Source organism: Gemmatimonadaceae bacterium (assembly GCA_036273715.1).
In the GTDB taxonomy this organism is placed as follows: domain Bacteria; phylum Gemmatimonadota; class Gemmatimonadetes; order Gemmatimonadales; family Gemmatimonadaceae; genus JADGGM01.
On the sequence record DASUHB010000066.1, the window covers coordinates 53,592 to 79,221 of the forward strand.

Genomic DNA, 25,630 nt, shown 5'->3' on the forward strand with positions numbered 1-25,630 from the left:
CGCCGCGGCTCACCCGACCACATGCCTCCACGTACACTTGCGTCCCTGGCGCACGCGCTCGGTGCAGCCTCGGACCTGGACGCCGCCTTCGTGGCGTTGGGCGAGGCGTTGGCGGAAATCGATCGGTCGACGCATCTCGTCCTGCTCTCGTTCGACATGCGGCGCCAGCTTTTCACCGAGAAACGGACGCCGGAGAACGGACGCGTGCTCCGTGCGCGGGTGGATACGACGTTCGATCACCTGCCGGCGCGCCTGCGCGCGACGATCAACGCCGGCGGCCAGTTCGCCGATGCCGGCGATGAGTCCGATGAATTCGCGCGCTTCTTCGGCCTCGAGCATGCGCTGAACGAAGAAGGGTTGCTCGCGCTGCGCGGCATTCTCGTGGACGGCCATCTCAATACGATCGTCGTGCTCTACGAACCGCGCCGGTTTTTCGGGACCCGCGTCGTAGAGCGATTCGCACCGTACGTCGCGCTGTTCGAGCTCGCCTTCGCGCGATTCTCCGAGCACGAGGCACGCAATGAAGCGGTGCGCACGCTCGAGGATGTCACGCAGCGCGTGCACGGCGAATACGTGAAACACCTCGCGCGACTGGAGAGCGACCTCGCGGAGGCGCGCAACACCCCGGCAAACGCGAGCGTCGTCGAGCCGGCGCGGCTCGTCGCGCTCGAGGCGGAGGCCGCGCGCGCACGCGAGGATGCGCGCCGCGCCACGCGACGCGCCGAGGCCGTGGAAGGGCAGGTGGCCGCCGCCGTTGGGCAGCTCGAGCAGGCGCACGTCGAGCTGCACCGCCGCAGCGAGACCCTGCGTCAGAAAACGCGCACGCTCTATCTCATCGATCGCGTGTTGTCCCTCGATGCATCGACCGCCGATCCGCGCCAGCTCGCCGACGGACTCCTAGCGCTCGTGGGCGATGACATGCAGGCCCAACGCTGCTCGCTCGTGCTGCGCGTGCCCGATGCGCAGGAGTTGTACATCGCGGCGGCCAAGGGACTCTCGCCGGACGTGACCGAGGGCAAGCGCATCGCGATGGGCGTTGGGGTGTCGGGCAAAGTCGCAGCGAGCCGGCAGCCCGTGTTGGTCACCGACGTCGCGCAGGCGCGCGGCCATCCGCTCATCGGGGACGAGTACTTCACGACGGGCTCGTTCATCAGCTTTCCGTTAGTCTATCACGACGACCTGGTCGGCGTGGTCAATCTCACCAATCGCGTCCAGCGCGGTGTGTTCATGGACGAGGATGTGGAGCGCGTGCGTCTGCTGGCGCTCGTGATCTCGCTCGTCGCGTCGCACGCGGCGCTGCGCGAACGGTTGTTCGAGACGATCGGTGTCCACTGACGCACTGGCGCACGCGCTGCGGCAGCTGGCCGACCATCACTCGCTGACGGAGGACGAGACCGCCGCCGCGTTCGATGTGATCATGCGCGGCGACGCCACGGCATCGCAGGTGGGCGCGATGCTGATGGGGCTGCGCGTGAAGGGCGAAACTCCTGCGGAGATCGCCGGCGCCGCGCGCGCGCTCCGCGCGGTGATGGTACGGCTTCCGGTGGACGACCCCGATGCGTTGGTCGACACCTGTGGCACGGGCGGCGGGAAGGTGACGACGTTCAACATCTCGACCGCCGCCGCATTGGTGGCGGCGGGCGCGGGCGTGCGCATCGCGAAGCACGGCAATCGGTCGTTCACGACGCGATCCGGCAGCGCCGACGTGCTGGAAGCGTTAGGCGTCGACATCGCGCAGTCGGTGGAGGCGATGCAGCGGACGCTGGAATCGGCGGGGATCGTGTTCATGTTCGCGCCGCGCATGCATCCGGCGATGAAGCACGTGGGGCACGTGCGGAGCGAGCTGGCGATCGGCACGCTCATGAACATGGTGGGTCCGCTCGCCAATCCGGCATCGGCGGGGCGGCAGGTGGTGGGGGTCTCCGATCCGGCGCGGCTGGAGCTCCTCTCGGCGGCGCTGGCTGCGTTAGGAAGCCGCCACGCGCTCGTCGTGTACGGCGAGCCGGGCATGGATGAGATGTCGCCGATCGGATGCACCGACGTGCTCGAGGTGCGCGACGGGAAAGTCGAAACGCGCTGGAAGCTCGAGCCGACCATCGAGGCTCCGCCGTCGGCGTCGCAGACGGTCGCGGACTTGGCCGGCGGCTCGCCGCACGACAACGCGGAAATCATCGAGCGGATCATCGGCGGCCGCGGCACGGGCGCCGCGTCCAGAGCGGTGATGCTCAATGCCGCCGCCGCGATTTACGTCTCGGCGCGGGCGCCGTCGTTTGGAGACGCCCTCCGCCAGGCGGAGGCGGCCCTGCGCGACGGGGTGGGCGCCGCGGCCCTCGAACGCCTCCGCGCCGCCAGCCGCCGCGCCTAACGCTAATAGCGCCTGAGCACGCCCACCACGACGCCTTGGATGGTCACGTCGTTCTCGTGAACGTAAATCGGCGACATCGTCTCGTTCGCCGGCTGCAGGCGAATGCGCCCGTCGCGCTCGCGATAAAACTTCTTGACCGTGGCCGCCGCGTTGTCGATGAGCGCAATCACCGTGTCGCCGTTGTCGGCCGCGTGTCGCTCGTTGATCACGACGAAATCGCCGTCCCGAATCTGCTCGTCGATCATCGAGTTGCCTCGGACGCGCAGCACGAAGTGATTGCCCGCGCGCCCAATGAACGACTCGGGAACACTCACCGTCTCGTTCACCTCGATCGCCTCGATCGGCATGCCGGCGGCCACGCTGCCCAACAACGGCAGCTCGACCGCGCGCGGATACGCATCCGATGGTAGAATCTCGATCGCGCGGCTTTCGTTGTACGCGCGCTTGATGTACCCCTTGCGCTCGAGATTCGTGAGGTGCTCGTGCACCGTGGCCAGCGAGTTATAGTTGAACTGTCGCGCGATTTCCTCGAAGCTCGGCGCGTAGCCGTTCTGCTCCGCGTACGCGCCGAGGTAGGTGAGGATCTCCCGTTGCCGCTTCGTGAGCGCCATGCTGTCCCCGCGTGAGAGACCAGTTTGTTGGAGGCACCGGCGTGCCCGCCCTCGAGCGTGCCGATCCTAGCCGTCCGTCCCGAATGAACTCCGAATTGGACAATAGCCGAACATCGACCGAAGTGCAAGCCTCCCCATCCTTTAGTATCTGGACCCCGCCTACCGGTGTGTTGGGCGGAATCGTCGCCGAGGCGTATGAACGCGTCGAACGGCTCCGCGCCGACCGCGCGCTCGTTGCTGCGCTCGAGCGGGCGGCGGCGGATGCGCCGGGTGCGCCGTCGTTTCTCGCGGCACTGCGGCGCCCAACGGTATCGGTCATCGCGGAAGTGAAACGACGCTCGCCGTCCAAGGGAGCGATCAATCCATCGCTATCGGCCGCCGCGCAGGCGTCGGCGTACGTCGAGGGCGGCGCGGCGGCAATCTCGGTCCTAACGGAACCGCTGCACTTTGCCGGCTCGCTCGACGACCTCCGCTCGGCGCGCTCGGCAGTCGCCGACGGCGCGCCCCTCCTCAGGAAAGACTTTCACGTGGATGAAGTGCAGCTGCTCGAAGCGCGCGCCGCCGGTGCGGCGGCAGCGCTCTTGATCGCCAGGGCGCTGGCGCCCGACGCGCTTCGGCGGCTTGTCGCGTTCGCTCGTTCGCTGCAACTCGAGCCGCTGGTCGAAGTGCGCAGCGCGGCCGAGCTCGAGCGGGCGCTCGCCTCGGGCGCCCGGGTGATCGGCGTCAACAATCGCGATCTCGAAACGCTGATCATCGAACCCGAGGTCGGCGCAGCACTCGTGCCGCTGGTTCCACCGGACTGCATCGCGATCGCGGAGAGCGGCGTGCGGGATGTGTCCGATGTCGAACGCGCGTCGGCGAGCGGCGCCGACGCCGTGCTCGTCGGCTCGAGCATTTCCGCGGCGGCAGACCCCGTCGCGGCAGTGCGGGCCCTGACAACGGTGCGACGGAGTGCACGTGGCGGTTGACATCAAGTTCTGCGGTCTCACCCGTCCGTTAGACGCCGCGTTGGTCGGACCGTTGGGCGCCGGCTACGCGGGGGTAGTGCTCGCCAGCGGCCCCCGACGCCTCGATGCGGCGCGAGCGGCGCTCGTGCTCGACGCGTTGACGCCCGGCGTCAAGCGCGCGGCGGTGTTCGGCCCGCAACGTGTCGACGAGATCGCCGACCTGTCGCGCCGTCTCCGGTTAGACGTAGCGCAGCTGCACGACGGGCCGGCGCCGGACACCGTGCGCGCGCTGCGTCAGGCTCTCGAGTCGCCGACAGCCGTCTGGGCCGTGGTCCGCGTGGCCGACGCCGACGCCGCCGCACACCGCATCGCCGAGCTCGATGGCGTGGCCGATGGCATCCTGCTCGATGCCGCAGCGGCGGGAAGCCTGGGCGGAGCGGGCGTCGCCTTCGACTGGAGCGCGTTTCCCGCTCATGCGCATCCACGCCGCAGCACGTTCATCATCGCCGGGGGACTCACGCCGGCGAACGTGGCCGCGGCCGTTCGCACCTTCCATCCCGATGTCGTCGACGTGTCGTCCGGCATCGAGCGCACGCGCGGGGTGAAAGACCGCGAACTGATGAGCGCCTTCGCGCGCGCCGTCCTACTCGAGAGCCAACGCCTATGACCATCGTGGAACGACAGGATCGCTTCGGAGTCTTTGGCGGGCGCTATGTGCCCGAGACCCTCGTCCCAGCCCTCGACCAACTCGAGGAAGAGTACGATCGCGCGATGGCCGACAGAGGATTTCGGGCCGAGCTGAACAGTTTGCTCTGCACCTACGTCGGTCGTCCATCCTCGTTGAGCGATGCGCCGCGCTTCTCCGCGCTGGTTGGAGCACCCGTCTACCTCAAACGGGAAGACCTCAACCACACGGGCGCCCACAAGATCAACAACACCGTCGGCCAAGCGATGCTCGCCCGGCGGATGGGCAAGCGGCGGATCATCGCCGAGACCGGCGCCGGTCAGCACGGCGTGGCAACGGCGACGGTGTGCGCGCGGTTCGGTCTCGAGTGTGTGGTGTACATGGGCGAGGAGGACATGCGGCGCCAGGCGCTGAATGTCTTCCGGATGAAGCTGATGGGCGCGGAAGTGCGTCCGGTGACGTCCGGGACGAGGACGTTGAAGGATGCCACGAGCGAAGCGATTCGCGACTGGGTAACGAACGTGACTGATAGCCATTACATCATTGGCTCGGTGGTCGGGCCGGCTCCCTATCCGCGCATCGTGCGCGACCTGCAATCGGTGATCGGTACAGAGGCGCGCGCGCAAATGCTCGAGCGGGCTGGCCGATTGCCGGCGACCGTCGTGGCGTGTGTCGGCGGCGGATCGAACGCGATGGGCATCTTTCACGCGTTCGTTCCTGATCGCGAGGTGGAGCTGGTTGGCGTCGAGGCGGCGGGCGAGGGGCTCGAGACCGAGCGTCACTCCGCATCCCTGTCCCGCGGCACGCCCGGCGTGCTGCACGGATCGCTCAGTTATCTGCTGCAGGACGAACACGGCCAGGTGCATCCGGCCCACTCGATATCGGCCGGCCTGGATTATCCGGGTGTTGGGCCCGAGCACTCACACCTCAAGGATTCGGGCCGCGCGATGTACGTCTCGGTGACGGACGCCCAGGCGCTCGACGGTTTCCAGACGTTGAGCCGCCTCGAGGGGATCATTCCGGCGCTCGAGACGGCGCATGCGGTGGCGTGGGTCGCGTCTCAGCGCGGCCGTTGGGCGGAAGACGCGCCGGTGCTCATCTGCGTGAGCGGTCGCGGGGACAAGGACGCGACGCAAGTGAGCGAGCTCCTCGCGGCCGTGGACGCGTGACCGCCACGTCGCTCTCGGCCGGGGCCGCCGGGCTGACCGCCGACCCATCGCTCCCCGAGCCGCCGTTCTCGCCGCAGCTGGTCGAGGAGTTCGTTAGGCATTTCGTGCGCGCCGTGAAGACGCACCAGCTCTACCTGCCCAACAATCCGATCTACCAGCGGTCGATCGACGGCTTGCGCGCGTCCTTCGTCCCCATGTGGGAGGTCACGACGGAGCTGGTGCTGCAGATCTCCGAGTCCGAGTTCCGGTGGATGGGCCGCAGCGTCCACCACGAGAGCTCGCGGTCGGAGAGTCTGCCGTGGGTGTTCTACAAAGACGGTCTGCGCGAGCTGACGATCATGCAGGGGTTCGAGCAGGACGAGGTCGCCACCCTGCTCGACATCATGCAGCGGGTGCGTAAGGCATCGCCCGATGAAGACGATCTGCTGACGCTGCTCTGGGAGCAGGAGTTCGCGTACCTGCGCTACCGCTTCATCGACATCAGCGAGGGCATGGGCGCCGATGTGGTCGAAGCGGCCGAAGCGGCGGCCGCCGCGGCGAGCGATCCGTCGCATCCGCCGCCGGTCATTCCGGTGGCCGACATTCAGAACGACGTGGCGAGCCAGACCGACCAGAACGGCTTCGTCAAGATGGAGGACCTCGACGGGTCGCTGTACTTCCTCGACGAGCAGGAAATCGATTATCTGCGCGAGGCGGTGCAGAAAGAGCAGACGCTCAATCTTCGGCGCAACGTGCTCGGCATTCTGTTCGACATTGCGGAGACGCAGCCCTCGCCCGAGGTGCGCGAGGAAGTCTGCACGATTCTCGAGCAGCTCATGCCGCACCTGCTCGCGGCCGGCGACTACGGCGCCGTCGCGGCGTTGTTGCGCGAGGCATCGGTCGTGGTGTCGCGCGCCGGCGATCTCCTGCCGGCCCACCGGGCGAGGCTCCAGGCCCTGCCGGGGCTCATCAGCAGTCCGACGGTATTGTCGCAACTGTTGGCGGCGCTCAACGATGCGACAGTGGTGCCTCCGCAAGAGGACCTCGACGCGCTGTTCGAGCAGCTGCAGGGCGATACGTTAGGCACCATCCTCTCGGGGCTCAAGCAGACACAGCGCCCCGAGTTGCGCACGATGCTCGAGCGCACGGCGGCCCGGCTCGCCTCGTCCAACACGGCCGAGCTGCTCAAGCTGATCGCGGCCGACGATGAGCAGGTGGCGGTCGAAGCGATGCGGCGCGCGGCCGACCTCAAGACGCCGGCGGCCGTCGGCCATCTGCTCAAATGCCTGTCGCATCAGAGCGTGGGCCGCCGGTTAGGCGCAGTGCAGGCGCTGTCGGAGATCGGGTCGCCCGGCGCGCTGCGCGCGCTCGAATCGGCGCTCGATGACTCGGACCGCGAGGTCCGCCTCACGGCCGTACGGACGCTGAGCACGCGCGGCCACCGCGCGGCCCTGCCCAAGGTGGAAGCGGTGGTGAAGGGAAACGCCGTCAAGGATGCCGACCTCACCGAGAAGATGACGTACTTCGAGGCGTACGGCATGCTGGCCGGCGATGCGGGCATTCCGCAGCTGGATGCGCTGCTCAACGGGCGCAGCGCGCTGCTGCGCCTGCGCGTGGATCCGGAGCTGCGCGCGTGCGCGGCGATGGCGTTAGGCCGCATCGGATCCGACCAGGCGTTCGAAGTGCTGCGCAAGGCCGCCGACGACAAGGACGTGCGCGTCCGCAGCGCCATCAACAAGGCGCTGCGCGGAGGCGCGGCGTGACGAGCGCGCAACCGGTGCCGGCCGCTCGCGCCGGCTTCGCGCCGCCGATGCCGGAAATCGGCGAGCGGGGCAGCGACGGCTACATCCGCAAGGTGGGACGCGAGCTGCTCATGGCGATGTACGGCGCGCTCCGTACGGTCAAGATGTATCCGCCCGACAACCCGGTGGTGCAGAAGGCGCTCGAGGATCTCGTCCGTCTCACCAACGACGTGTGGCGACGCGAGCGGGACGTGGACATCCGCGTGACCGGCGAATTCATCTTCATCAACGGCACGCGCCTCCGGCTCGACCTGGACAACTACGCGACGTTCAGCCGCATCATCTCCGCCTTTCGGGAATCGGGCGCCGGCGTATGCCGGGTGCGGGGCGACACGTCGACGCGCGACTGGGTGGTGTTCCTGACGGTGCTGCAGCAGCCGGAGCAGGGCGATCCGGACGAGCGCCTGCATGCGTTAGGCACGAAGCTCGCCGATGCCAACGTCGGCGTCTTCGAGCTCGGACCGTTCTCGGCGGCCGACGCGGCCGACGCCGCCAGCCAGATGCAGGCCAAGGAAGCCGCGAAGCGCACCTACGCGCAGTCGGTCTCGGTGACGAAGGATGTCATCAACTCCGTGCGCATGGGCCGGAGCCCGAACATCAAGAAGATCAAGCGCGTGGTGCAGGGCATCGTCGACCAGATCCTGAACGAAGAGACGTCGCTCATCGGGCTGACGACGCTGCGCGACTACGACGAGTACACGTTCACGCACAGCGTGAACGTCTGCATTTTCTCGGTGGCGTTAGGACGCAAGCTCGGTCTCACCAGGCTCCAGCTGTACGATCTGGGCGTGGGCGCGTTGATGCACGATGTCGGCAAGGCGCGCGTGCCGCTCGAGATTCTCAACAAACCCGGCTCGCTCGACGAAGACGAGTGGCGGATGGTGTGCAACCACCCGTGGATGGGCGTGCTGCAGCTCTTCCAGATGCGCGGCCAGAACGACATCCCCTACCGCGCCATGGTCGTCGCGTTCGAGCACCACAAGAAGACGGACCTGAGCGGCTATCCGCGCCACGTTAGGCCTCGCGAGCTGAGCATCTACAGCAAAGTGGTGGCCGTGTCCGATGCGTTCGACGCCGCCACGTCGCGGCGCGTCTACCAGACCGTGCCGCTCACGCCCGCCGACGTGCTCCAGGAGATGCGCGTCAACCCGCGCCGCGGCATGGACCAGGTGCTGGTGAAAGCGTTCATGAGTCTCGTCGGCCACTATCCGGTGGGCACGCTGGTCGTGCTCGATACGTTCGAGCTCGCGCTGGTTCATGCGGCCAGCCCCTCCCCGGATTCGATCTCGCGCCCTATCGTAAAGGTCGTCAGCGACGAGCGCGGCAACGTGCTCTTCCCGGGCACGCTCGTGGATCTCACGGAACGGGATGCAGGCGGCGTGTTCAAGCGCACGATCATCAAGGTGGCAGATCCCGACCGCTATGGTATCCGCGTCAGCGACTACTACATCTGACCCGATCGCTCATACCTTCGCCGCGCTGGCCGAGCAGCGGCGCAAAGCACTCGTTGCCTACATCACCGCAGGACACCCGGACCGCGCGCGATCGCTGGCGCTGATTCGCGCCATCGCGCGCGCCGGCGCCGACATCATCGAAGTCGGTGTGCCGTTCTCGGATCCGTTGGCCGACGGTCCCACCATCCAGGCCAGCTCGCAAACGGCGCTCGCCAATGGCATGACGTTCGACGGAGCGCTCGAGCTCATCAGCGAAGCGGCTGTCGAAGTTCCGACCGTCGTGTTCACGTATCTCAATCCGCTGCTGGCGGCAGGCCGGGACGCGCTCGTTCGCGCGGCCCGGGCTGGAGCGAGCGGGTTGCTGCTCACCGATCTCCCGGTGGGCGCCGATCCTGAGCGAGAGGCGCGGATTGCGGCCGGGCCGCTCGCGTTCGTCCGGCTCGTGGCGCCGACGACGCCCGCAGCGCGCATGGCCGACATCGCGCGACACGGCAGCGGGTTCGTCTATCTCATCAGTCGGTTAGGCGTCACCGGCGCGCGGGACGACATCCCGGCCGATCTGCCGGCCACCGTTGCTCGCCTCCGCTCCGCGACGTCGCTGCCGATCTGTGTCGGCTTCGGCATCGCCCGGCCGGAGCAGGCGGTGGCCGTCGGACGCCTGGCCGATGGCGTCGCGGTGGGCAGCGCGCTGGTTCGACGCGCGGGCGAGAGCGTGGACGCGGCGGCGGCGTTCGTCGCATCGCTCCGCGCCGCGCTCGACGCCGGCGTCCGTGGATGACCTGCCGGTCGGCCTAACGCATCTCCCCCGAATCCCATCGATGCCATGATTGTCCGCCTCTCGCTCCTGGGCGCGCTCGCGCTCGCCTCGCTGGTCACGGTGTCCGCATCGGCGCAGTACGCGCACCCACGCGGCCAACCCATCGATGGCATCGCCTGCGACGCGCTCGAGGGACAGCGCATCCACATTCACCAGCATCTGGCGATCTATGATCACGGGACGCCGGTGGACGTGCCGTACGACGTGGGCCGGCCGCACGACGTCCCGTGCCTCTACTGGCTGCACACGCACACGCCGGACGGCATCATCCACATTGAAGCGCCGGTGAACCGATCGTTCACGTTAGGTAACTTCTTCGACGTGTGGGTGCAGCCGCTGAGCCGGACGGAGGCGGCGAGCGCCGAGCTCGCAGCGGGCGAGCAGATGCGGGTGTGGGTAAACGGGACGCCGTACACCGGGGACCCGCGGGCCATCGCGCTCGGGAACCACACCGACATCGTGATCGAGGTCGGACGGCCGTTCGTCACACCGCGGCCGTTCACGGCGTGGAACGGCGCGCAGTGACGCGCGCCTAACGGGAGTCGCGCAGCGCCCGCTCGAGCGCGTCGTCGGGACGCACCATCAGGGTGCGCTCCTCGCGCAGGATCACCGTGCCGGGCGCCGCGCCGCGCGGTTTGCGCACGTGCTTGCGCCGCGTCCAGTCGACCGGTACCACCGCGGACCCGCGCGCCTTGCTGTGCCAGGCGGCGAGCACCGCGGCTTCGCGGAGATCGCGGGCGGGCGGGGCATCGGCGTTGCTCCAGCGGAGCACGACGTGGGCGCCGGCCGCGTCGCGCGCGTGCAGCCACACGTCGTTGGGCGCTGCGGCGCCGAAGGTGAGCGCATCGTTCGACGCGGCGCCGCGACCGACCCAGATCGCCAGGCCGCCCGACGACCGGTACGTCCGATAGGGCAGCCGCGGCGCGGCGCCCGGCGACCGGCCCCCGGGACGGCCGCGCGCGCCTAACTCGGTTGGGCGCCCGGACGGCGGGCCGGCCGCGGCCGCCTCGAGGCGCGCCGGCAGCAGGGCCAGCGCCCGCTCCTTCGACCGCGCATCGGCGTAGAGACGCGCCGCCGCCGCCGGCGCCCGCTCGCGCGCCCGCGGCGCAATCGGCCACTCGAGGCCGCCGGGCAGCGACACCACCGCCGGCGCGGGAACGTCGCCCATGGCAAGGAGCACGTCGGCCGCCGCGCGCACCCGCGCCGCGTCGCGCGCGCGGTCGAGCTCCCCGCGCATCCGTTCCATGGCGCGCCGCCGTCGCGCATCGATCGGCGCCGTCGCCGGCGACTCCGGAGCGAGGATCTCGCCGGAGTCGAGCAGAGAGCCGACCAACTCCGCCTCATCGCAGAACGGAAACGGCACGAGCCGCTCGCCGCACCGCGCCGGATGAGCGGGCGCATCCGAACACATCAGGTGGTAGCGTTCCACGGCGTCAGCCGGATGCGCGATCATCCACGATGCGATGATCGGGCTCATCCACCGGCCGCCCAAGAGCGTTGCAGTGTCGCCGGCGCGCGCGGCGGCGGAGAGGGCGTCGTCGACGAGCTCGGGACGCGGCTCGACGCGTGGCGGAAGCTCGGCCCCGACCGCTTCCAGTTTCGCGCCGCCGGCGTCGCGCAGCACGGCCCCGCGGGCGCGCGGCACCGCGCTCAGGATGAGATCGGCGCGTCGATCCTCCGAGCCCTTGAACCGACCCGGACGAACCAGCTCGACGACGATCCGGCGATCATCGAGCGGTGCGCGCACGGCACGTACCGTCCATCCGCGCATGACGCCGCCTGCCCGCTCGAGCGGTCCGGCATCCACTGCCCGGACGTCATCGTGGTCGAGCTCGAACCGCACTGTCCGGCCGTCGACGCCAACGGATACCGCACGCGCGTCGCGATCGAAGCGGCAGCCGTCGATGCGGCGGCCGCGCCATCGCGCGTCCAGCTCGCGCGCGAGATGCCGAGCGGTCAGGCTGTCCACGACGCGAGGTTTGACACGCGCGGACGATGCCCGTACGTTCCGGCGCTGTCAACAGATGCGTGACATCGCCTACATCGCGCTCGGATCCAACCTGGGCGACAGAGCCGGATATCTGGCCTTCGCCCGCGCGCGGCTTGCGGCGCTTCCGGGAAGCCGCCTCCTCGACGCATCTTCCGTGGAAGAAACCGCTCCGTTGGGAAACATCCCGCACGGCGGCGGACCGTACCTCAACCAGATGGTCGCGCTCGAAACGACGCTCGCGCCCCATGTGCTGCTCGACGCCCTGCACAAAATCGAGCACGAGGCAAAGCGCGAACGCACGATCCGGTGGGGACCGCGGACACTGGACTTGGACATCGTCATGTTCGACGCGCAGACCGTTTCGGATCCGGATCTCACCGTCCCGCACCCGGGCCTGGGCCACCGCGATTTCTGGGATCGCGAGCTCGCCGAGCTCAGAGCGAAGGCGGGCGATCGATGAGCAGCGAAGTCGGACCACCGCAGTCGAGCGCCAAGCGGGTCGGCATTCGCGACGTGCGCGCGCGAAAGGGTCGAGCCGAAAAACTGGTCGTGCTGACCGCGTACGACGCGCTGTTTGCGCGGCTCGTCGATGAGAGCGGCGTCGACATCGTGCTGGTGGGCGATTCGGCCGGCACCGTGTTGTTGGGTTACGAGACGACGATTCCGGTGACGCTCGACCAGATGATCGACCACGCGGCGGCCGCGCGCCGCGGCGTCAAGCGAGCGCTGCTCACCGTGGACATGCCGTTTCTCACCTATCAGGTGAGCGCCGAGCAAGCGGTGATCAACTGCGGCCGCGTGATGCAGGAGTCGGGCGCCGACAGCGTGAAGATGGAAGGCGGCGGCGCCGATGTGCTGCGCGCCATCCGGGCGGTGACCGACGTCGGCATCCCGGTCATGGGCCACCTGGGCTACACGCCGCAGTCCGAGCATTCGTTAGGCAGGAGCCGCGTGCAGGGACGCGAGGAGCGCGATGCGGCGGCGTTGGTCGAGCAGGCCAAGCGCGTCGAGGATGCCGGCGCCTTCGCGATCGTGCTCGAGCTCATTCCTGCTGCGCTGGCCCGCGCGGTGACCGGCGCCGTGACGGTGCCGACGATCGGTATCGGCGCCGGCGCGGACTGCGACGGGCAGGTGCTCGTGCTGCACGACATGCTGGGCCTCAACGATCGGTTCACTCCCAAATTCCTCAAGCGCTACGCGACGCTTGCCGAAGACGTGCGGTCTGCCGTGCGCCGATTCGGCGACGACGTGCGCGCCGGCCGCTATCCCGATGACGACCATAGCTTCTAGCATGCGGATCATAGATCGGATTGCTGCGCTCCGCAGCGCGCTCGCGGAGCCGCGGCGGCGCGGGCACGCCGTGGCGCTCGTCCCGACGATGGGCTACCTGCACGAAGGACATCTGCAACTCGCCGACGAAGCGCGGCGCCATGCGGCAGTCGTGGTGGTGAGCGTCTTCGTGAATCCCATGCAGTTCGGGCCGCACGAGGACTACACCCGCTATCCGCGCGACCTCGAGGGCGACGCGATGAAGGCCGAACGCCGCGGCGTGGATGTGTTGTTCGCGCCGTCGGTCGAGGAGATGTATGCGGGCGACCGCACGGTGGTGGTGACGCCGCTCAGTCTGGCCGATCGGTGGGAAGGCGCGGCGCGGCCGGGGCATTTCACCGGCGTGCTCACGATCGTGACCAAGTTGTTCAACATCGTGCAGCCAACGGTTGCCGTGTTTGGACAGAAGGACATTCAGCAGGCGACGCTCATTCGATCGCTGACGCGGGAGCTGGATTTCGGCGTGCGCATCATCGTCGCCCCGACGGTGCGGGAGCAGGACGGGCTGGCGATGTCGAGCCGGAACGCGTATCTGTCGAACGAGGAGCGGAAGCGGGCGCTGGTGTTGTATCGGACGCTGCGCGCCATCGCCGACGCGTTCGACGGCGGGCAGTACGACGCCGTGGAGCTGGAGCAGTTAGGCTGGGAGGTTCTGGCGACCGAGCCGGAGGTGCAAGTGGACTACCTGGCCATCGTCGATCCGACGCGGCTCGAACCCGTCGCGGTCGCGGAGCAGGGCACGATCGTCGCGATTGCGGCGCGTGTGGGGACGACACGCCTCATCGACAACGTCATCCTCGGCGGCACGTGACGTGGAGTGCCGTCGTTGCAGCGCTTGATGACGGCGATACGTTCCGGTCGCGCGTCAGCGTCTACCTGCATCCGTTAGCCGGCCGGCCGATCGTCTGGCACGTGGTGCGCGCGCTGGAGACGGTGTCACCGGCGCCGGGCCTGGTGCGCGTGCTGCATCGCGCCAACACGATGTTCGCCATGCCGGAGATGTCGGTGCCGCTGATGATGGACCCGATTCCCGATGGCCAGGAGCTGATCGCGCTGCGCGCGGCGGTGACGGCGCCCGGGGTCTGCGTGCTCATGGATGGCGCGTCTCCGTTAGTCGCACCGCCGACGATTGCGCGGCTGCTGCGCGCCGGCGAGGGCGGGATCGCGGGGCTGCCCGATGCGCAGGCCGACGGGCGGTACATCGCGGTGGGCGGCGAGGGGCCGGCGCTGGCGTCGGCGGAAGACCCGCGGCAGCCCGCGGGCGCGGTGCGCATCGCCGCGACGTCGCCTGATGAGTTGATCCGCGTGCTCGACCGCCACACGCTCGCCGACGCATCGGTTGCCTTACGGAACCGGCTGGTGCGCAAGCATGAAGCAGCGGGGGTGAGTTTCGTGCTGCCCGAGACCACGTGGGTCGACGCCGACGTCCGGATCGGCGCCGACAGCGTGATCTATCCGGGCGCCGTGCTCGAGGGACAGACCGAGATCGGCAGCGAGTGCGTGATCGGTCCGTACACGCGCATCGTCGATGCGTCCATCGGACGCGGGGCAGAGCTCAAGGGGTGGAACTACGTCGCGCGCACCAGCATCCGGAACCACGCCGTCCTCGAGCCGTATGTGCGACGCGGCTTCGATTGAGCTGCCTGCGTGGGCGCAGGTGACGGCGGCGCGGCGCGAGCACATCGCCCGCGTGACGGCGCTGCTCGTCGGGTGGGCGCACGCGCTTGGCCTAACGGAAGAGGCGTGCCGGGCCTGGCGCGACGCCGGCTTGTGGCACGATGCGATGCGCGACGCGGGCGAGGCCGAGCTCCGCGCGTGGGCGCGGGACGGCACGCTGCCCGTCGGGCTGCTGCACGGGCCGGCGGCGGCCAACCGGCTCGCGCACGACGGCGAGGCGCGGCGTGAGGTGATCGAAGCGATCCGCTGGCACACGATCGGATCCGACGCCTGGGGGCAGACGGGGCGCGCGCTGTACATGGCCGACTATCTCGAGCCCGGCCGCGCGTTCTCGCGCGCCGATCGGGCGTATCTCGCGGCGCAGGTGCCGGTTGATTTCGACGGCACGTTCCGGCAGGTCGTGCGGCATCGCCTCGACTGGTCATTGCGGGAAGGACACGAGCTGTACCCGACGGCGGTGGCGTTATGGAACTCGGTCCGGTGATCGAACGCTGGGCGATTCGCATCCTGGTCGCGCTCGTGCTTCTGGGCGCACTGATCGGCGGGGCCGTGGTGGCGACGCGGAAGCCGCCGGCGCGCGGCGGCGTCGTGGTTGCGTTAGGCGGTCAGACCGGCCGGGCGCCCGCCGGCGTGCGGGTGCGCGTCGAGGTGCTCAACGCCTCGCACGTCATCGGCCTGGCCCGCCGCGCGACGCTGTACCTTCGCGATCGCGGATTCGACGTGGTGGAGTCCGGCAACGCCGGCGGCGCGCGGCGCGACACCACGCTGGTGCTCGACCGATCGGGGCATGCGGACTGGGCTGCATCGGTGGCGCGGGCGATGGGCGAGGCCCAAACGCTCGCGCGCCCCGACAGCTCACACGACGTGGACGTGACCGTGCTCGTCGGCGCGGCGTGGCGGCCGCCGGCCGAGCCGTTCTACCCGTAGTTGGCCGCAGGCCGCGGCGATGTCCGTGCCGCGACTCTTGCGAATGGCCACCTCGACGCCCGCGCCCCGGATGACGCGCGCGAAGCGTGCGATGTCGCGCGGCGACGTCGCACGAAACTCCGCGCCGCCGCCCTCGTGCAACGGGATGAGATTGACGAACGCGCGGCAGCTCTTGGCCAGCCGCGCCAGCTCGAGCGCGTGGGCGCCGGTGTCGTTGACGCCGCCTAACATCACGTACTCGAACGTGACGCGCCGGTCGAACGACCGCGCCGCGGCGATGACGTCGGCGAGCGGATACTTGGTGTTGATCGGCATGAGCTCGCGCCGGAGCGCATCCGACGGCGCGTGGATCGAGAGCGCGAGCCGGAACTGCTCGGGCCGTTTCGCGAGCGCGAGGATGCCGGGCAGGACACCGACCGTGGACACCGTGATGTGACGGGCGCCGATGCCCAACGCCTCGGGGGCGTTGAGGATCGTCAAGGCGGCGTCGACGGCCTTCCAGTTCATGAGCGGCTCGCCCATGCCCATGAACACGACGTTCGTCACGCGGACCGGCTCGTCGATGAGCCGCATCTCGCGCACCTGCGCCGCGATCTCCCACGCCGCAAGATTGCGCACGAATCCCATCCGGCCGGTGGCGCAGAACGCGCACTGGAGCGCGCAGCCCGCCTGCGACGAGATGCAGAGCGTGACGCGGTCATCGTCGGGAATGGCGACGGTCTCGATCGCCTGTCCGTCCGGCAAGCCGAACAGAAACTTCTGCGTTCCATCGGTCGAGCGCTGCCGCGCGAGGAGCTCGAGCCTGGGGAGCGCGAAGCGTTCGCCTAACGTAGTGCGCATCGCTGCCGGGAGCTCCGTAGCCTCGGCGAACGACGCCGCAGGCGTGTGCCACAGGCGACGGAGCACCTGCCGGGCGCGATAGGCCGGCTCACCCCGCTCGGCGAAGAACCGCGTGAGGGCGCCGAGGGCGTCGGCGGGCGTGAGGTCGAGCAGATTGAGCGATTCGGGCACGGATGAAATGTAGTCTGAGCTTATTCGCTCTGAAGACACGGATTGAACGGCATGCCGGTCCCTCCTGTCTTGCATCTACGTTTATGCAGACGCGGACACAGCACGAACCCAGCGGACACGACACGAGCAACTCCAAGGCGTTGATTGTTGTCGGGGCCTTGTCCGCGTCTTCATGAGCGTAGCAGTCTGCCCGTGCGCCCTGCGAGGCTGCCGCTGTCACACCGTAGCTCTCCGCATGCATAGCCGCAGCCCTCTACGGGCGTTAAATTCAACAGGCCCAAACAGATGCCTGAAATGTGGCAGGCGCTTCCGTGAGGTAGCCGGCGTGGTTAGTCTTTCAGATTCACCCCCAAGTGACGGAGCACAGGTGTTGCTTTCCGAGCTACTGTCGGCGGACCGCGTCAAAGTGCCGCTGGCGAGTCGCACGAAAGGCGATGTGCTGCGCGAGCTCGTCGCGCTCGTGGTGCCGGCCGCGGGTCGGGGCGGGGAGCGCGTGGATCCGGAGTGGATCCTGGAGTCGGTGCGCGAGCGTGAAGCCGTGCTGTCCACCGGCATCGGCGATGGCGTTGCGATTCCTCACGGAAAAACGCCCCACGTCGACCAGCTCGTGCTTGCAGCGGGAGTCGCGCACGAACCCGTCGACTTCGATGCGCTGGATGGCAAGCCGGTGCAGCTGTTCTTTCTGCTGGTTGGTCCGGAGAGCGCGGCTGGCGCGCACGTGAAAGCGCTGAGCCGCATCTCGCGACTGCTGCGCCGCGAATCGCTGCGCGCGAGCCTCGTGGCCGCGCAGTCGGCCCCGGACTTCCTCCGCCTGATTCGAGATTTGGAGGTGGCGTGAGCGCGCCGCGTCGACTGCCGCCCGCGTCCCGGGCGGCGCGGCGTGGCATGGGACGCCCGGCCACATCCACCATCCGACGACCCGTACGAGCCGAATGACAGCCAATTCCACCGAGGCAACGACACTCCGGAGCCGCCGCTGCGGCTCGCTTCGCGCCGCCGATGCCGGCTCCGACGTTCGGTTAGGCGGCTGGGTCCACGGCAAACGCAATCTGGGCGGACTCGTGTTTCTCGACCTGCGCGACCGCGACGGCATCGTCCAGGTGTCCGTCGATCCGGCGCTGGTGGGGGAGGCGGTCCGCGACGCCGCAGCCGCGGTGGGCAAGGAGAGCGTCGTGCTCGTCGAGGGAGAAGTCGCGCGCCGGCCGCCGGCCGGCGAGAACCACGACATGGCGACCGGAGAGATCGAGGTCAAGGCGCGCAGCGTGCGCGTCGTTGGCCCAGCGGTCACACCCGCGATTCCCGTTGGGCGCGCCAAGGGGGAAGCGCTGCCGTCCGAGGAGCAGCGGCTGCGCCATCGCTATCTCGATCTGCGCCGGCCCGAGCTCCAGCGGAACATCATCCTCCGGCACCGGTTGATGCAGACGGCCCGCCGCTATCTCGCGGGCGAAGGCTACCTCGAGATCGAGACGCCGATTCTCACCAAGCCGACGCCGGAAGGCGCGCGCGACTACATCGTGCCGAGCCGGCTGCACAAGGGCGAGTTCTACGCGCTGCCGCAGTCGCCGCAGCTCTACAAGCAGCTGCTGATGGTGTCGGGCTTCGACCGGTATTTCCAGATCGCGCGGTGCTTCCGGGACGAAGACCTGCGCGCCGAGCGGCAGCCCGAGTTCACGCAGATCGACATCGAGGCGTCGTTCGTCCAGCAAGCGGACATCGTCCGCCTAACGGAAGGATTGTTCGTCGAGCTGTGGCGAGAGGGCGGCCACGCGATCGCGGCGCCGTTCGAGCACCTGACGTACGCCGACGCGATGGAGCGCTACGGCAGCGACCGTCCGGACCTGCGCTACGGGCTCGAGCTGTTCGATGCGACCGCCATCTTCGGCGCGACCGAGCTTGGCATTGCGCGCTCCGCGATCGCGGCCGGCGGCCGGGTCCGGGGAATACGGGTGCCCAAGGGCGCGTCCCTGTCTCGCAAGCAGGTGGACGAGCTCGAGGTGCTGGCCAAGGGGGCGGGCGCGGGCGGCCTGCTGCGACTCAAGCGCGAAGGCAGCGAGCTCACGGGGCCGCCGGCCAAGTTCCTCGATGCCGGGGCGCGCGATCGGCTGGCGCTGGCCGATGGCGATCTCGCCCTGTTCGCGGCGGGCGCGGACCGTGTCACGAACGCGGCGCTCGACCGCGTGCGCCAGGAGACCGCGCGCCTGTTAGGCATCGTCCCCGACGGCATGCTGCGCTTTCTCTGGGTGACGGACTTCCCGATGTTCGAGTGCGACCCGGCGACCGGCGCGTTAGGCCCGACGCATCACCCGTTCACCGCGCCGCAGCCCGATGATGCGCGCTTGCTCGAGACGGATCCGCTGCGCGCGCGGGCGCAGGCGTACGACGTCGTGCTCAACGGCATGGAGTTGGGCGGCGGCAGCATTCGCATCCACGATCCGGAGATGCAGCGGCGCGTGTTCTCGCTCATCGGCATCGACGAGGAGACGGCACAGCGGCGCTTCGGCTTCCTGCTCGAGGGGCTTCGCTCGGGCGCGCCGCCGCACGGTGGCATCGCGATGGGCGTCGACCGCATCGCGATGCTGCTCGCGGGCGCGGGCTCGCTGCGCGACGTCATCGCTTTCCCGAAGACGACGACGGCGAGCGCGTTGTTCGAGGGCGCGCCGAGTCCGGTGCCCGAGGCCGACCTCCGTACGCTGCACGTGCGCATCGCGAACGGCGCCGGCGAGGAGTGACGGGCGTGAGCGAGGAGACGATCACCCATCGCCTGAGCACGGAAGGCGCGGACCTGCTGACGCTCGCCGGCGTGAACGATGGCAACCTCATCCAGCTGTCGCGGATGACGGGCGCGAAAGTATCGCTGCGGGGCGACGCGCTCACGCTGAGCGGTCCGCCGGCGAGCGTCGAGCGCGCGAGGCCCATCGCCCAACGGATGCTCGATGCCGCGCGCCAGCTACTGCCGCTCGGCCCCGACGACGTGCTCCGGTTAGGCGAAGAGCCGCTGGCCGACGGCAACGGCAACGGCGCGGGCCCTGCGGACGAGACCCGCATCGTGCTGCCGGGCGTCAGGCGCATCATCCAGCCGAAGACGCCGGGTCAGGCGGCCTATCTCAACCTCATCGCCGAGAACGACATCGTCGTCGGGATCGGTCCGGCGGGCACGGGCAAGACGTATCTCGCGGTGGCCATGGCGGTGGAAGCGCTGGCGCGGAAGCGCGTCCGTCGCATCGTGCTCGCGCGTCCGGCGGTCGAGGCGGGCGAAAGCCTGGGCTTCCTGCCCGGCGACCTGCAGGCCAAGGTGGATCCGTACCTGCGCCCGCTGTACGACGCACTCGACGACATGATGCCGCCCGAGCGCATCATGAAGGCGATCGAGACCCGCGTGATCGAGATCGCGCCGCTCGCCTACATGCGTGGGCGCACGCTGGCGGATGCGTTCGTGATCCTCGACGAGTCGCAGAACGCCACCAACGCCCAGATGAAGATGTTCCTCACCCGGTTAGGCGTGAACTCGAAGGCGGTGATCACCGGCGACAAGACCCAGATCGACCTGCCGGCGCGGGAGCAGTCGGGCCTGATCGAGATCGAGCGCATCCTCAAGGGCATCGATGGCATCGGGTTCCATTATCTGACCGATGCCGATGTGATCCGGCACCGCCTGGTGCGCGACATCATCCGGGCGTACGCCCGGGACGCGGGGACTGACTAACGGATGGCGATTCGCTTGCCGATCGAGCGCAACGCCGCCGGCGCGGGCGCCCCGCCGTACTCGACGCGGGCGCGCCTCGGATACCACGGCCTGCGCATCGCGCTGCTGGTGTCGCTGGCCGTGGTGACGTACCTGCTGTTCCCGAACGCGCCGGCCATCGATTCGCCGATCTTCGAAGTGGGATCCGTCGCCACCGAGAACGTGATCGCGCCGTTCGCGTTCGTCGTTCCGAAGTCCCCATCCGCGTTGGCGCGGGAACGCGACGAGCTCGCGCAGTCGGTGAAACCGATTCTCGAGTATCGGCAGGCGGCGCTCGATTCGTCGCAGAATCAGTTGCGTGCGTTCATTGACTCGATGTCGGTGACCGTCGAGCGCGGCGCCGCGGCGCACGCCACGGCCGGCGCCCAACGGACGGCGGTCATCGCGGCGGCGGGTCTCCAGGGTGTGACGCTCACGCCGGCGGAAGCCGACTATCTCGTCTCCGCCGCGCGGCGGCGCGCGATGCTGGACGCCGTGCGCCGCGCGTATGCGCGCTGGCTGTCGGAAGGCATCGCCGCCGGCTCGACGGTGGACAACCTGCGCGGCGACGTGATCGTGCGGCGCGACGGGCAGGAACGCAGCGTGATGGTGGACAGTCTCCTGTCGTTCGCGTCGCTGCTGTCGCGATCGCGGGCCTTCGAGCCGGATCCGAACTCGTCCATCGCCAGCGCGCTCTACCTGAAACTGCTCAGCGCGTTCTTCCGCCCAACGGTGGCCCTCGACCAGGTGGCGACCGAGCAGCGGCGGCAGGAGCTGCGGAACTCGGTGAACGTGAATCAGTACATGGTGCGGGCGGGCGAGAAAATCGTCGGCGCGCACGAGGTGGTCGGCGAACCGGAGTTCGCGAAGATGCGCGCGCTCCACGACGCGATGCAGGCGCGCACGCGCGGTCAGCGTGCGTTAGGCCGCATCGCCGGCAGCATTGCGTACAACGCGCTCGTCCTGGCCATCTTCGGCATTGCGATCGTGCTCTTCCGGCCGCAGCTGTACAGCGCCTTCCGCTCGATGGCGCTCTTCGCGGCGGTGTTCCTGCTCGTCCTGGTCGTGGCCGCGGTCGCGGCGAAATGGCAGCCGGTGCATCCCGAGCTGGTGCCGGTGGCGCTGGCGGCCATCATTCTGAGCGTCTTGCTCGATTCGCGCATCAGCATGATCGCGGCGATGATCCTCGCGGTGCTCGTCGGCGGACAGAGTGTGTACCGGGGGACGAACGCGCTGTTCATCAATCTCGTGGGCGGGGCGGCCGCGGCGCTCAGCGTGCGCGTGATCCTGAGGCGCGAGCAGTCGTACCAATATGTGATCACGATCGGCGTCGCCTATCTGTTCGCCGCGCTCGCCATCGGACTCACCCTCGGCTGGAACTCGGGCCAGATCGCCACGAGCGCCGGGTTAGGCGTCGGCAACGCGGTCGTGTCCGTGGTCTTCGCGATGTTCCTCGTGCCGCTCGCCGAGCGATTCACGGGCATCACGACGCACCTCACGCTCATCGAGTACTCGGACCTGAATCGGCCCTTGCTGCGGCGGCTGAGCCTCGAGGCGCCGGGCACCTATGCACACACGATCGCCATGGCAAACCTCGTCGAGGCGGCTGCCACGGCGATCGGCGCGAACGGCCTGCTCGCGCGCGTGGGCACCTACTACCACGACATCGGCAAGCTGACGAAGCCGCAGTACTTCGTCGAGAACCAGGCCGGCGGACGCAACCCGCACGACAAGCTCAAGCCGGGGACGAGCGCCGCCATCATCCGCAATCACGTGCGTGAAGGCATGGATCTCGCGGCGGAGTACCACGTGCCAATGGCGATCGCCGCATTCATCCCCGAGCACCACGGCACGGCGCCGATCGCCTACTTCCTCGAGAAGGCGCGCGAACACGATTCGGGGTCCCTGCCTAACGCAGCCGACTTCACGTATCCGGGCCCGATCCCGCAGTCCGCGGAAACGGCGGTCTGCATGCTGGCCGACGGCATCGAGGCGGCGGTGCGCGTCCTCGCCGAGCCGACGCCGCCGCGCATCCGCGACGTGATCGAACACATGGTGCGGCAGCGGATGGATCAAGGGCAGCTCCGCGATGCGCCGCTGACGCTGCGGCACATCGAGATCATCAAGGAGCAGTTTGCGCGCGTGCTCAGCGGCATGTACCACAGCCGCATCGATTATCCCGCGTCGAGCGGCGGCATCTCGTCGGAGTTCGCCTCGGCATGACGCGCGTCGTGCACGTCTCGTCGTCGGCGGGTCGCCTGCCGCTGTCGCGCCGGCGTATTGCCGGGCTCGCCGACCGCGTGCTGCGGGCCGAGCGCGTGCGTTCCGCCGAGGTGTCGATCGCGTTCGTCACCGAGCCGGCGATCGCGCGGCTCAACGCCCGGCATCTGGGGCGCCGCGGCCCAACGGACGTGATCGCGTTTCCGTTCGCGCGGATCGACGGGGGGCCGTTGGTCGGCGACGTGTACATCGCGCCGGCCGTAGCGCGGTCGAATGCCCGACGGAACGGCGTACCGGTGCGACAGGAGCTCGCGCGGCTGGTGGTGCACGGCACGCTGCACGTGCTGGGCCACGATCATCCCGCCGTTGGGCGCGAGCGGTCGGCGATGTGGCGGCGCCAGGAGCACTTGCTCGCGCGCGCCCGAGAGGCGTGGACATGAGCCTCGTGTCGTTCGTGATCTCGATTCTGGCGCTGGCGTGGGCCGCGCTCCTCGCGGCCGCGGACGGCGCGCTTCTGTCGGTATCCGACATGACGACCAACGGCGCCGTGGTCGAGGCGCCGACGGGCGGCACGCGCGATTTCACCCACCGCGCGCTCTCGATCGCCCGGATCATCGCGCTGCTCGTCGCCGGGGTGGCCGCGGCACGCGCGTTCGAGCTCGACGCGTTGGTGCCGGGCGCCGCCATTGGGTTAGGCATCGTGATCGCGATCCTTGCGGTGTTGGTGGGCGAGGTGATGCCGCGCGCCGCGGGTGAGGCGGTCGGCGCGCGCGCGCTGGCGGCGTTGACGCCCGTCGTGCACTCGACCGAAGTGCTCATGCGGCCGCTCGTCGCCGGCGGCGCCATCCTCGACCGCATCCTCCGCCGCGTGCTCCCGCCGTTCACGCCGGCGCAGGGCGATCGCGAGATCACGGCCGAGCAGTTCCGGCGCATCGTGACGCCGCAGCAACCCGCGCCGCATCGCGCCATCCTGCACCGCGTGTTCTCGTTCAGCGACACCGAGGTGCACGAGGTGATGGTGCCGCGCGTCGACATCCTCGGCCTCGAGCACGGCACGCCGTGGTCCGAGGTGCTCGATCGGGTGCGCAGCTCGCAGCACGCGCGGCTGCCGGTGTACGATGAGACCATCGACCACATCACGGGCATCCTGTTCGCCAAGGATCTGCTGCCGGCGGTGATCGCCGATGAGGAACCTGCCGCGGGGTGGGAATCGATCGCGCGGCCGGCGTCGTTCATTCCGGAGAGCAAGACCATCGAAGCCCAGCTGCGCGATTTCAAGGCGACGCGCTCGCACATTGCGATCGTGGTCGACGAGTTCGGCGGCACGGCGGGCCTGGTCACGATCGAGAACATCCTCGAGGAAATCGTCGGCGACATCCGGGACGAATACGATCGGGAGGAGCCGCCCATCGAAGCCGAGGACGGACGGCGGTGGTGGGTCTCGGGCCGCGTGACGCTCGATGAGCTGTCCGACGCGTTAGGCCATCGCTTTGACCGGCCCGACGTCTCGACGGTGGGCGGGCTCATCTTCGAGGTCGTCGGGCACGTGCCCAAGGCGGGGCAGGAGCTCGAGCTGGATGGCTACCGCATCGTCGTCGAACGTGTGAACCGCCGGCGCGTGGACCGGGTGTACTTCGAGCGGCCGGACTCGCCGGTGCAGCGCGTCTCATGAGCATCTCGGGCCTGCTGCTCGCGTTAGGCGTGGTCGTCGTGGCGTGGCTCACGGCCGCCGCGACCGCCGTGCGATCGGTGAGCCGCGTCTGGCTCAGGCGTTGGGCCGAGCAGCGGCTGGCCACGCCGGCCGGATTGGGCGAGAGCGCGCTTCTGGCGCGGCCGCAGCGTCTGGTGCTCGCCGCCGGGGCCGGCACGGCGTTGATGGTCGCGGCGGCCGGCGCATTGTTAGGCGGCGGCGACGGGCGCTCCCCCTGGGTGCTCGTTGGCGAAACGGTGCTGCTCGCGCTCGCGTTCCTCATCGCCGGACAGCTGGTGCCGCGGGCCGTTGCGCGTCGCTGGGCGCCCGGCCTGCTGCCGGTGCTGGTGCCGCCGCTCGATGTCGCCGCGTTTCTCCTCGCGCCCGTGCTCGACGCTGCTCGCGCCGTTGGGCGTTCGCTCACGCCGGCATCGCGCCGGGCGCTCGCGCCGGCGCGCGAAGGGATCGAAGATCTGCTGCGGGAGGGCGAGCTCGAGGGCATCGGCGAGCATGCGGAGATCGACATCATCGCGGGCCTGGTCGAGTTCGGCGAGAAGGTCGTGCGCGACGTGATGACGCCGCGCACTGCCGTCTTCGCGGTGGATGAAGCGATTCCGCCCGAAGCGATGGCGCGCGCGATCGCGCAGTCCGGCTACAGCCGGATCCCGGTCTATCGCGGGTCCATGGATCACATCATCGGCATGGTGCACGTGTTCGACGTGCTCGAGACGGGCGGCCAGCGGCCGGCGCCCATCCGGCAGGTCGCGCACGCACCGCTCAGCACGCGCCTCAGCACGGTGCTCTATGAGATGCTGCGGGCCCAACGCCATCTGGCGGTGGTGCTGGATGAATTCGGCGGCACGGCGGGGATCGTGACGCTCGAGGACTTGCTCGAGGAGCTGGTGGGCGACATCCGGGACGAGCACGACGAGCCGGCCGCCGTCGAGCAGGCGGGCGCCGAGCGGCGGCCGGTGGTGCTCGATGCGTCGACGCCGCTGGAGGAAGTGGACCGGCGCATCGGTTTGTCGTTAGGCGGCGACGGCGACCGGACGCAAACGTTAGGCGGCGCCATCGTGCGCGCGCTCGGCCGCATCCCGTCCACCGGCGAGCGCTTCCGCCTGGCCGAGCACGAGTTGACGGTGGTCGACGCCGAGCCGTCGCGCATCCGCCGGGTGCTGGTGCAGCGCGCCGAGTCCGCCCGGGCGGTGGATCTCAAGCCGCCCGCGCCCCGCTGAC

At 69.3% G+C, this 25,630-nt stretch carries 25 protein-coding genes; 22 read left to right on the forward strand and 3 right to left on the reverse strand.

What is annotated here, in order from left to right:
* Positions 1 to 21 precede the first annotated feature (21 nt).
* A complete protein-coding gene (locus tag VFW04_14875; GenBank protein ID HEX5180617.1) occupies positions 22 to 1,335 on the forward strand; it encodes a GAF domain-containing protein in 1,314 nt (437 codons plus the stop codon).
* Positions 1,325 to 2,365, forward strand: coding sequence for an anthranilate phosphoribosyltransferase (gene trpD / locus VFW04_14880; protein HEX5180618.1), 1,041 nt, complete (start codon positions 1,325 to 1,327; stop codon positions 2,363 to 2,365). The genes VFW04_14875 and trpD overlap by 11 nt, the downstream gene beginning before the upstream one ends.
* Positions 2,366 to 2,367: 2 nt before the next feature.
* Here the strand turns inward: trpD and lexA are convergent, their stop codons facing one another.
* Complete coding sequence (lexA, locus tag VFW04_14885; protein ID HEX5180619.1) at positions 2,368 to 2,976, reverse strand: transcriptional repressor LexA; 609 nt, start codon at positions 2,974 to 2,976, stop codon at positions 2,368 to 2,370.
* Positions 2,977 to 3,143: 167 nt separating this feature from the next.
* Here lexA and VFW04_14890 point away from each other — a divergent pair, with 167 nt between their 5' ends.
* The 7 genes from VFW04_14890 to VFW04_14920 are packed head-to-tail and all read left to right on the forward strand — an operon-like array spanning position 3,144 to position 10,354.
* On the forward strand, positions 3,144 to 3,944 hold the full coding sequence (locus VFW04_14890) for an indole-3-glycerol-phosphate synthase (GenBank protein HEX5180620.1): 801 nt from the start codon (positions 3,144 to 3,146) through the stop codon (positions 3,942 to 3,944).
* A complete protein-coding gene (locus VFW04_14895; protein HEX5180621.1) occupies positions 3,934 to 4,590 on the forward strand; it encodes a phosphoribosylanthranilate isomerase in 657 nt (218 codons plus the stop codon). Before VFW04_14890 ends, VFW04_14895 begins: the two co-directional genes overlap by 11 nt.
* Entirely contained in the window at positions 4,587 to 5,777 is a 1,191-nt protein-coding gene (trpB, locus tag VFW04_14900; GenBank protein HEX5180622.1) for a tryptophan synthase subunit beta, read from the forward strand. Before VFW04_14895 ends, trpB begins: the two co-directional genes overlap by 4 nt.
* Entirely contained in the window at positions 5,774 to 7,519 is a 1,746-nt protein-coding gene (locus VFW04_14905; GenBank protein ID HEX5180623.1) for a HEAT repeat domain-containing protein, read from the forward strand. The genes trpB and VFW04_14905 overlap by 4 nt, the downstream gene beginning before the upstream one ends.
* Complete coding sequence (locus tag VFW04_14910; GenBank protein ID HEX5180624.1) at positions 7,516 to 9,012, forward strand: HD domain-containing phosphohydrolase; 1,497 nt, start codon at positions 7,516 to 7,518, stop codon at positions 9,010 to 9,012. The genes VFW04_14905 and VFW04_14910 overlap by 4 nt, the downstream gene beginning before the upstream one ends.
* Positions 8,981 to 9,790 (forward strand): tryptophan synthase subunit alpha, encoded by an 810-nt coding sequence (trpA, locus tag VFW04_14915; GenBank protein ID HEX5180625.1) that lies wholly within the window; start codon positions 8,981 to 8,983, stop codon positions 9,788 to 9,790. The genes VFW04_14910 and trpA overlap by 32 nt, the downstream gene beginning before the upstream one ends.
* 45 nt (positions 9,791 to 9,835) lie before the next feature.
* Entirely contained in the window at positions 9,836 to 10,354 is a 519-nt protein-coding gene (locus VFW04_14920) for a hypothetical protein (GenBank protein ID HEX5180626.1), read from the forward strand.
* 7 nt (positions 10,355 to 10,361) lie between these two features.
* Here the strand turns inward: VFW04_14920 and VFW04_14925 are convergent, their stop codons facing one another.
* Positions 10,362 to 11,798: an NFACT RNA binding domain-containing protein gene (locus tag VFW04_14925; protein HEX5180627.1), complete on the reverse strand. Its 1,437-nt coding sequence runs from the start codon at positions 11,796 to 11,798 to the stop codon at positions 10,362 to 10,364.
* Between the two features lie 55 nt (positions 11,799 to 11,853).
* Here VFW04_14925 and folK point away from each other — a divergent pair, with 55 nt between their 5' ends.
* Genes folK through VFW04_14955 form a run of 6 tightly spaced genes read left to right on the forward strand, consistent with a single transcriptional unit; the run spans position 11,854 to position 15,752 of the window.
* Positions 11,854 to 12,279: a 2-amino-4-hydroxy-6-hydroxymethyldihydropteridine diphosphokinase gene (gene folK / locus VFW04_14930; protein HEX5180628.1), complete on the forward strand. Its 426-nt coding sequence runs from the start codon at positions 11,854 to 11,856 to the stop codon at positions 12,277 to 12,279.
* A complete protein-coding gene (gene panB / locus VFW04_14935) occupies positions 12,276 to 13,109 on the forward strand; it encodes a 3-methyl-2-oxobutanoate hydroxymethyltransferase (GenBank protein HEX5180629.1) in 834 nt (277 codons plus the stop codon). The genes folK and panB overlap by 4 nt, the downstream gene beginning before the upstream one ends.
* Position 13,110: 1 nt before the next feature.
* A complete protein-coding gene (gene panC, locus VFW04_14940) occupies positions 13,111 to 13,959 on the forward strand; it encodes a pantoate--beta-alanine ligase (GenBank protein HEX5180630.1) in 849 nt (282 codons plus the stop codon).
* Entirely contained in the window at positions 13,956 to 14,786 is an 831-nt protein-coding gene (locus VFW04_14945; GenBank protein ID HEX5180631.1) for a hypothetical protein, read from the forward strand. Before panC ends, VFW04_14945 begins: the two co-directional genes overlap by 4 nt.
* Positions 14,764 to 15,309 carry an HD domain-containing protein gene (locus VFW04_14950; GenBank protein HEX5180632.1) on the forward strand — a complete coding sequence of 182 codons (546 nt, stop codon included), beginning with the start codon at positions 14,764 to 14,766 and terminating at the stop codon, positions 15,307 to 15,309. The genes VFW04_14945 and VFW04_14950 overlap by 23 nt, the downstream gene beginning before the upstream one ends.
* Positions 15,291 to 15,752, forward strand: coding sequence for a LytR C-terminal domain-containing protein (locus tag VFW04_14955; GenBank protein HEX5180633.1), 462 nt, complete (start codon positions 15,291 to 15,293; stop codon positions 15,750 to 15,752). The genes VFW04_14950 and VFW04_14955 overlap by 19 nt, the downstream gene beginning before the upstream one ends.
* Here VFW04_14955 and rlmN read toward each other — a convergent pair.
* The gene (rlmN, locus tag VFW04_14960) at positions 15,681 to 16,763 is read right to left on the reverse strand and encodes a 23S rRNA (adenine(2503)-C(2))-methyltransferase RlmN (protein HEX5180634.1); all 1,083 of its coding nucleotides are present in this window, start codon (positions 16,761 to 16,763) and stop codon (positions 15,681 to 15,683) included. The two genes, VFW04_14955 and rlmN, sit on opposite strands and share 72 nt — an antisense overlap.
* A gap of 367 nt (positions 16,764 to 17,130) precedes the next feature.
* Here rlmN and VFW04_14965 point away from each other — a divergent pair, with 367 nt between their 5' ends.
* The 7 genes from VFW04_14965 to VFW04_14995 all read left to right on the forward strand — a co-directional run bounded on the left by VFW04_14965 (position 17,131) and on the right by VFW04_14995 (position 25,629).
* Positions 17,131 to 17,601 carry a PTS sugar transporter subunit IIA gene (locus VFW04_14965; protein ID HEX5180635.1) on the forward strand — a complete coding sequence of 157 codons (471 nt, stop codon included), beginning with the start codon at positions 17,131 to 17,133 and terminating at the stop codon, positions 17,599 to 17,601.
* 94 nt (positions 17,602 to 17,695) lie between these two features.
* Positions 17,696 to 19,492 carry an aspartate--tRNA ligase gene (gene aspS, locus VFW04_14970; protein HEX5180636.1) on the forward strand — a complete coding sequence of 599 codons (1,797 nt, stop codon included), beginning with the start codon at positions 17,696 to 17,698 and terminating at the stop codon, positions 19,490 to 19,492.
* Positions 19,493 to 19,497: 5 nt separating this feature from the next.
* Complete coding sequence (locus VFW04_14975; protein ID HEX5180637.1) at positions 19,498 to 20,466, forward strand: PhoH family protein; 969 nt, start codon at positions 19,498 to 19,500, stop codon at positions 20,464 to 20,466.
* Between the two features lie 3 nt (positions 20,467 to 20,469).
* Positions 20,470 to 22,707, forward strand: coding sequence for an HDIG domain-containing protein (locus tag VFW04_14980; GenBank protein ID HEX5180638.1), 2,238 nt, complete (start codon positions 20,470 to 20,472; stop codon positions 22,705 to 22,707).
* Positions 22,704 to 23,144 (forward strand): rRNA maturation RNase YbeY, encoded by a 441-nt coding sequence (gene ybeY / locus VFW04_14985; protein ID HEX5180639.1) that lies wholly within the window; start codon positions 22,704 to 22,706, stop codon positions 23,142 to 23,144. The genes VFW04_14980 and ybeY overlap by 4 nt, the downstream gene beginning before the upstream one ends.
* Positions 23,141 to 24,376, forward strand: a complete 1,236-nt coding sequence (locus tag VFW04_14990; protein HEX5180640.1) for a hemolysin family protein — start codon at positions 23,141 to 23,143, stop codon at positions 24,374 to 24,376. The genes ybeY and VFW04_14990 overlap by 4 nt, the downstream gene beginning before the upstream one ends.
* Positions 24,373 to 25,629, forward strand: coding sequence for a hemolysin family protein (locus VFW04_14995; protein ID HEX5180641.1), 1,257 nt, complete (start codon positions 24,373 to 24,375; stop codon positions 25,627 to 25,629). Before VFW04_14990 ends, VFW04_14995 begins: the two co-directional genes overlap by 4 nt.
* Position 25,630 lies beyond the last annotated feature (1 nt).

Bases quoted from the DNA above. Each gene is read 5' to 3' on its own strand.
- folK (HEX5180628.1), top strand. From the start codon at position 11,854: ATGCGTGACATCGCCTACATCGCGCTCGGATCCAACCTGGGCGACAGA.
- lexA (HEX5180619.1), bottom strand. From the start codon at position 2,976: ATGGCGCTCACGAAGCGGCAACGGGAGATCCTCACCTACCTCGGCGCG.
- ybeY (HEX5180639.1), top strand. From the start codon at position 22,704: ATGACGCGCGTCGTGCACGTCTCGTCGTCGGCGGGTCGCCTGCCGCTG.
- VFW04_14950 (HEX5180632.1), top strand. From the start codon at position 14,764: ATGTGCGACGCGGCTTCGATTGAGCTGCCTGCGTGGGCGCAGGTGACG.
- panC (HEX5180630.1), top strand. From the start codon at position 13,111: ATGCGGATCATAGATCGGATTGCTGCGCTCCGCAGCGCGCTCGCGGAG.
- VFW04_14980 (HEX5180638.1), top strand. From the start codon at position 20,470: ATGGCGATTCGCTTGCCGATCGAGCGCAACGCCGCCGGCGCGGGCGCC.
- VFW04_14875 (HEX5180617.1), top strand. From the start codon at position 22: ATGCCTCCACGTACACTTGCGTCCCTGGCGCACGCGCTCGGTGCAGCC.
- VFW04_14990 (HEX5180640.1), top strand. From the start codon at position 23,141: ATGAGCCTCGTGTCGTTCGTGATCTCGATTCTGGCGCTGGCGTGGGCC.
- VFW04_14995 (HEX5180641.1), top strand. From the start codon at position 24,373: ATGAGCATCTCGGGCCTGCTGCTCGCGTTAGGCGTGGTCGTCGTGGCG.
- VFW04_14920 (HEX5180626.1), top strand. From the start codon at position 9,836: ATGATTGTCCGCCTCTCGCTCCTGGGCGCGCTCGCGCTCGCCTCGCTG.
- trpA (HEX5180625.1), top strand. From the start codon at position 8,981: ATGGTATCCGCGTCAGCGACTACTACATCTGACCCGATCGCTCATACC.
- trpB (HEX5180622.1), top strand. From the start codon at position 4,587: ATGACCATCGTGGAACGACAGGATCGCTTCGGAGTCTTTGGCGGGCGC.
- aspS (HEX5180636.1), top strand. From the start codon at position 17,696: ATGACAGCCAATTCCACCGAGGCAACGACACTCCGGAGCCGCCGCTGC.
- VFW04_14955 (HEX5180633.1), top strand. From the start codon at position 15,291: ATGGAACTCGGTCCGGTGATCGAACGCTGGGCGATTCGCATCCTGGTC.
- panB (HEX5180629.1), top strand. From the start codon at position 12,276: ATGAGCAGCGAAGTCGGACCACCGCAGTCGAGCGCCAAGCGGGTCGGC.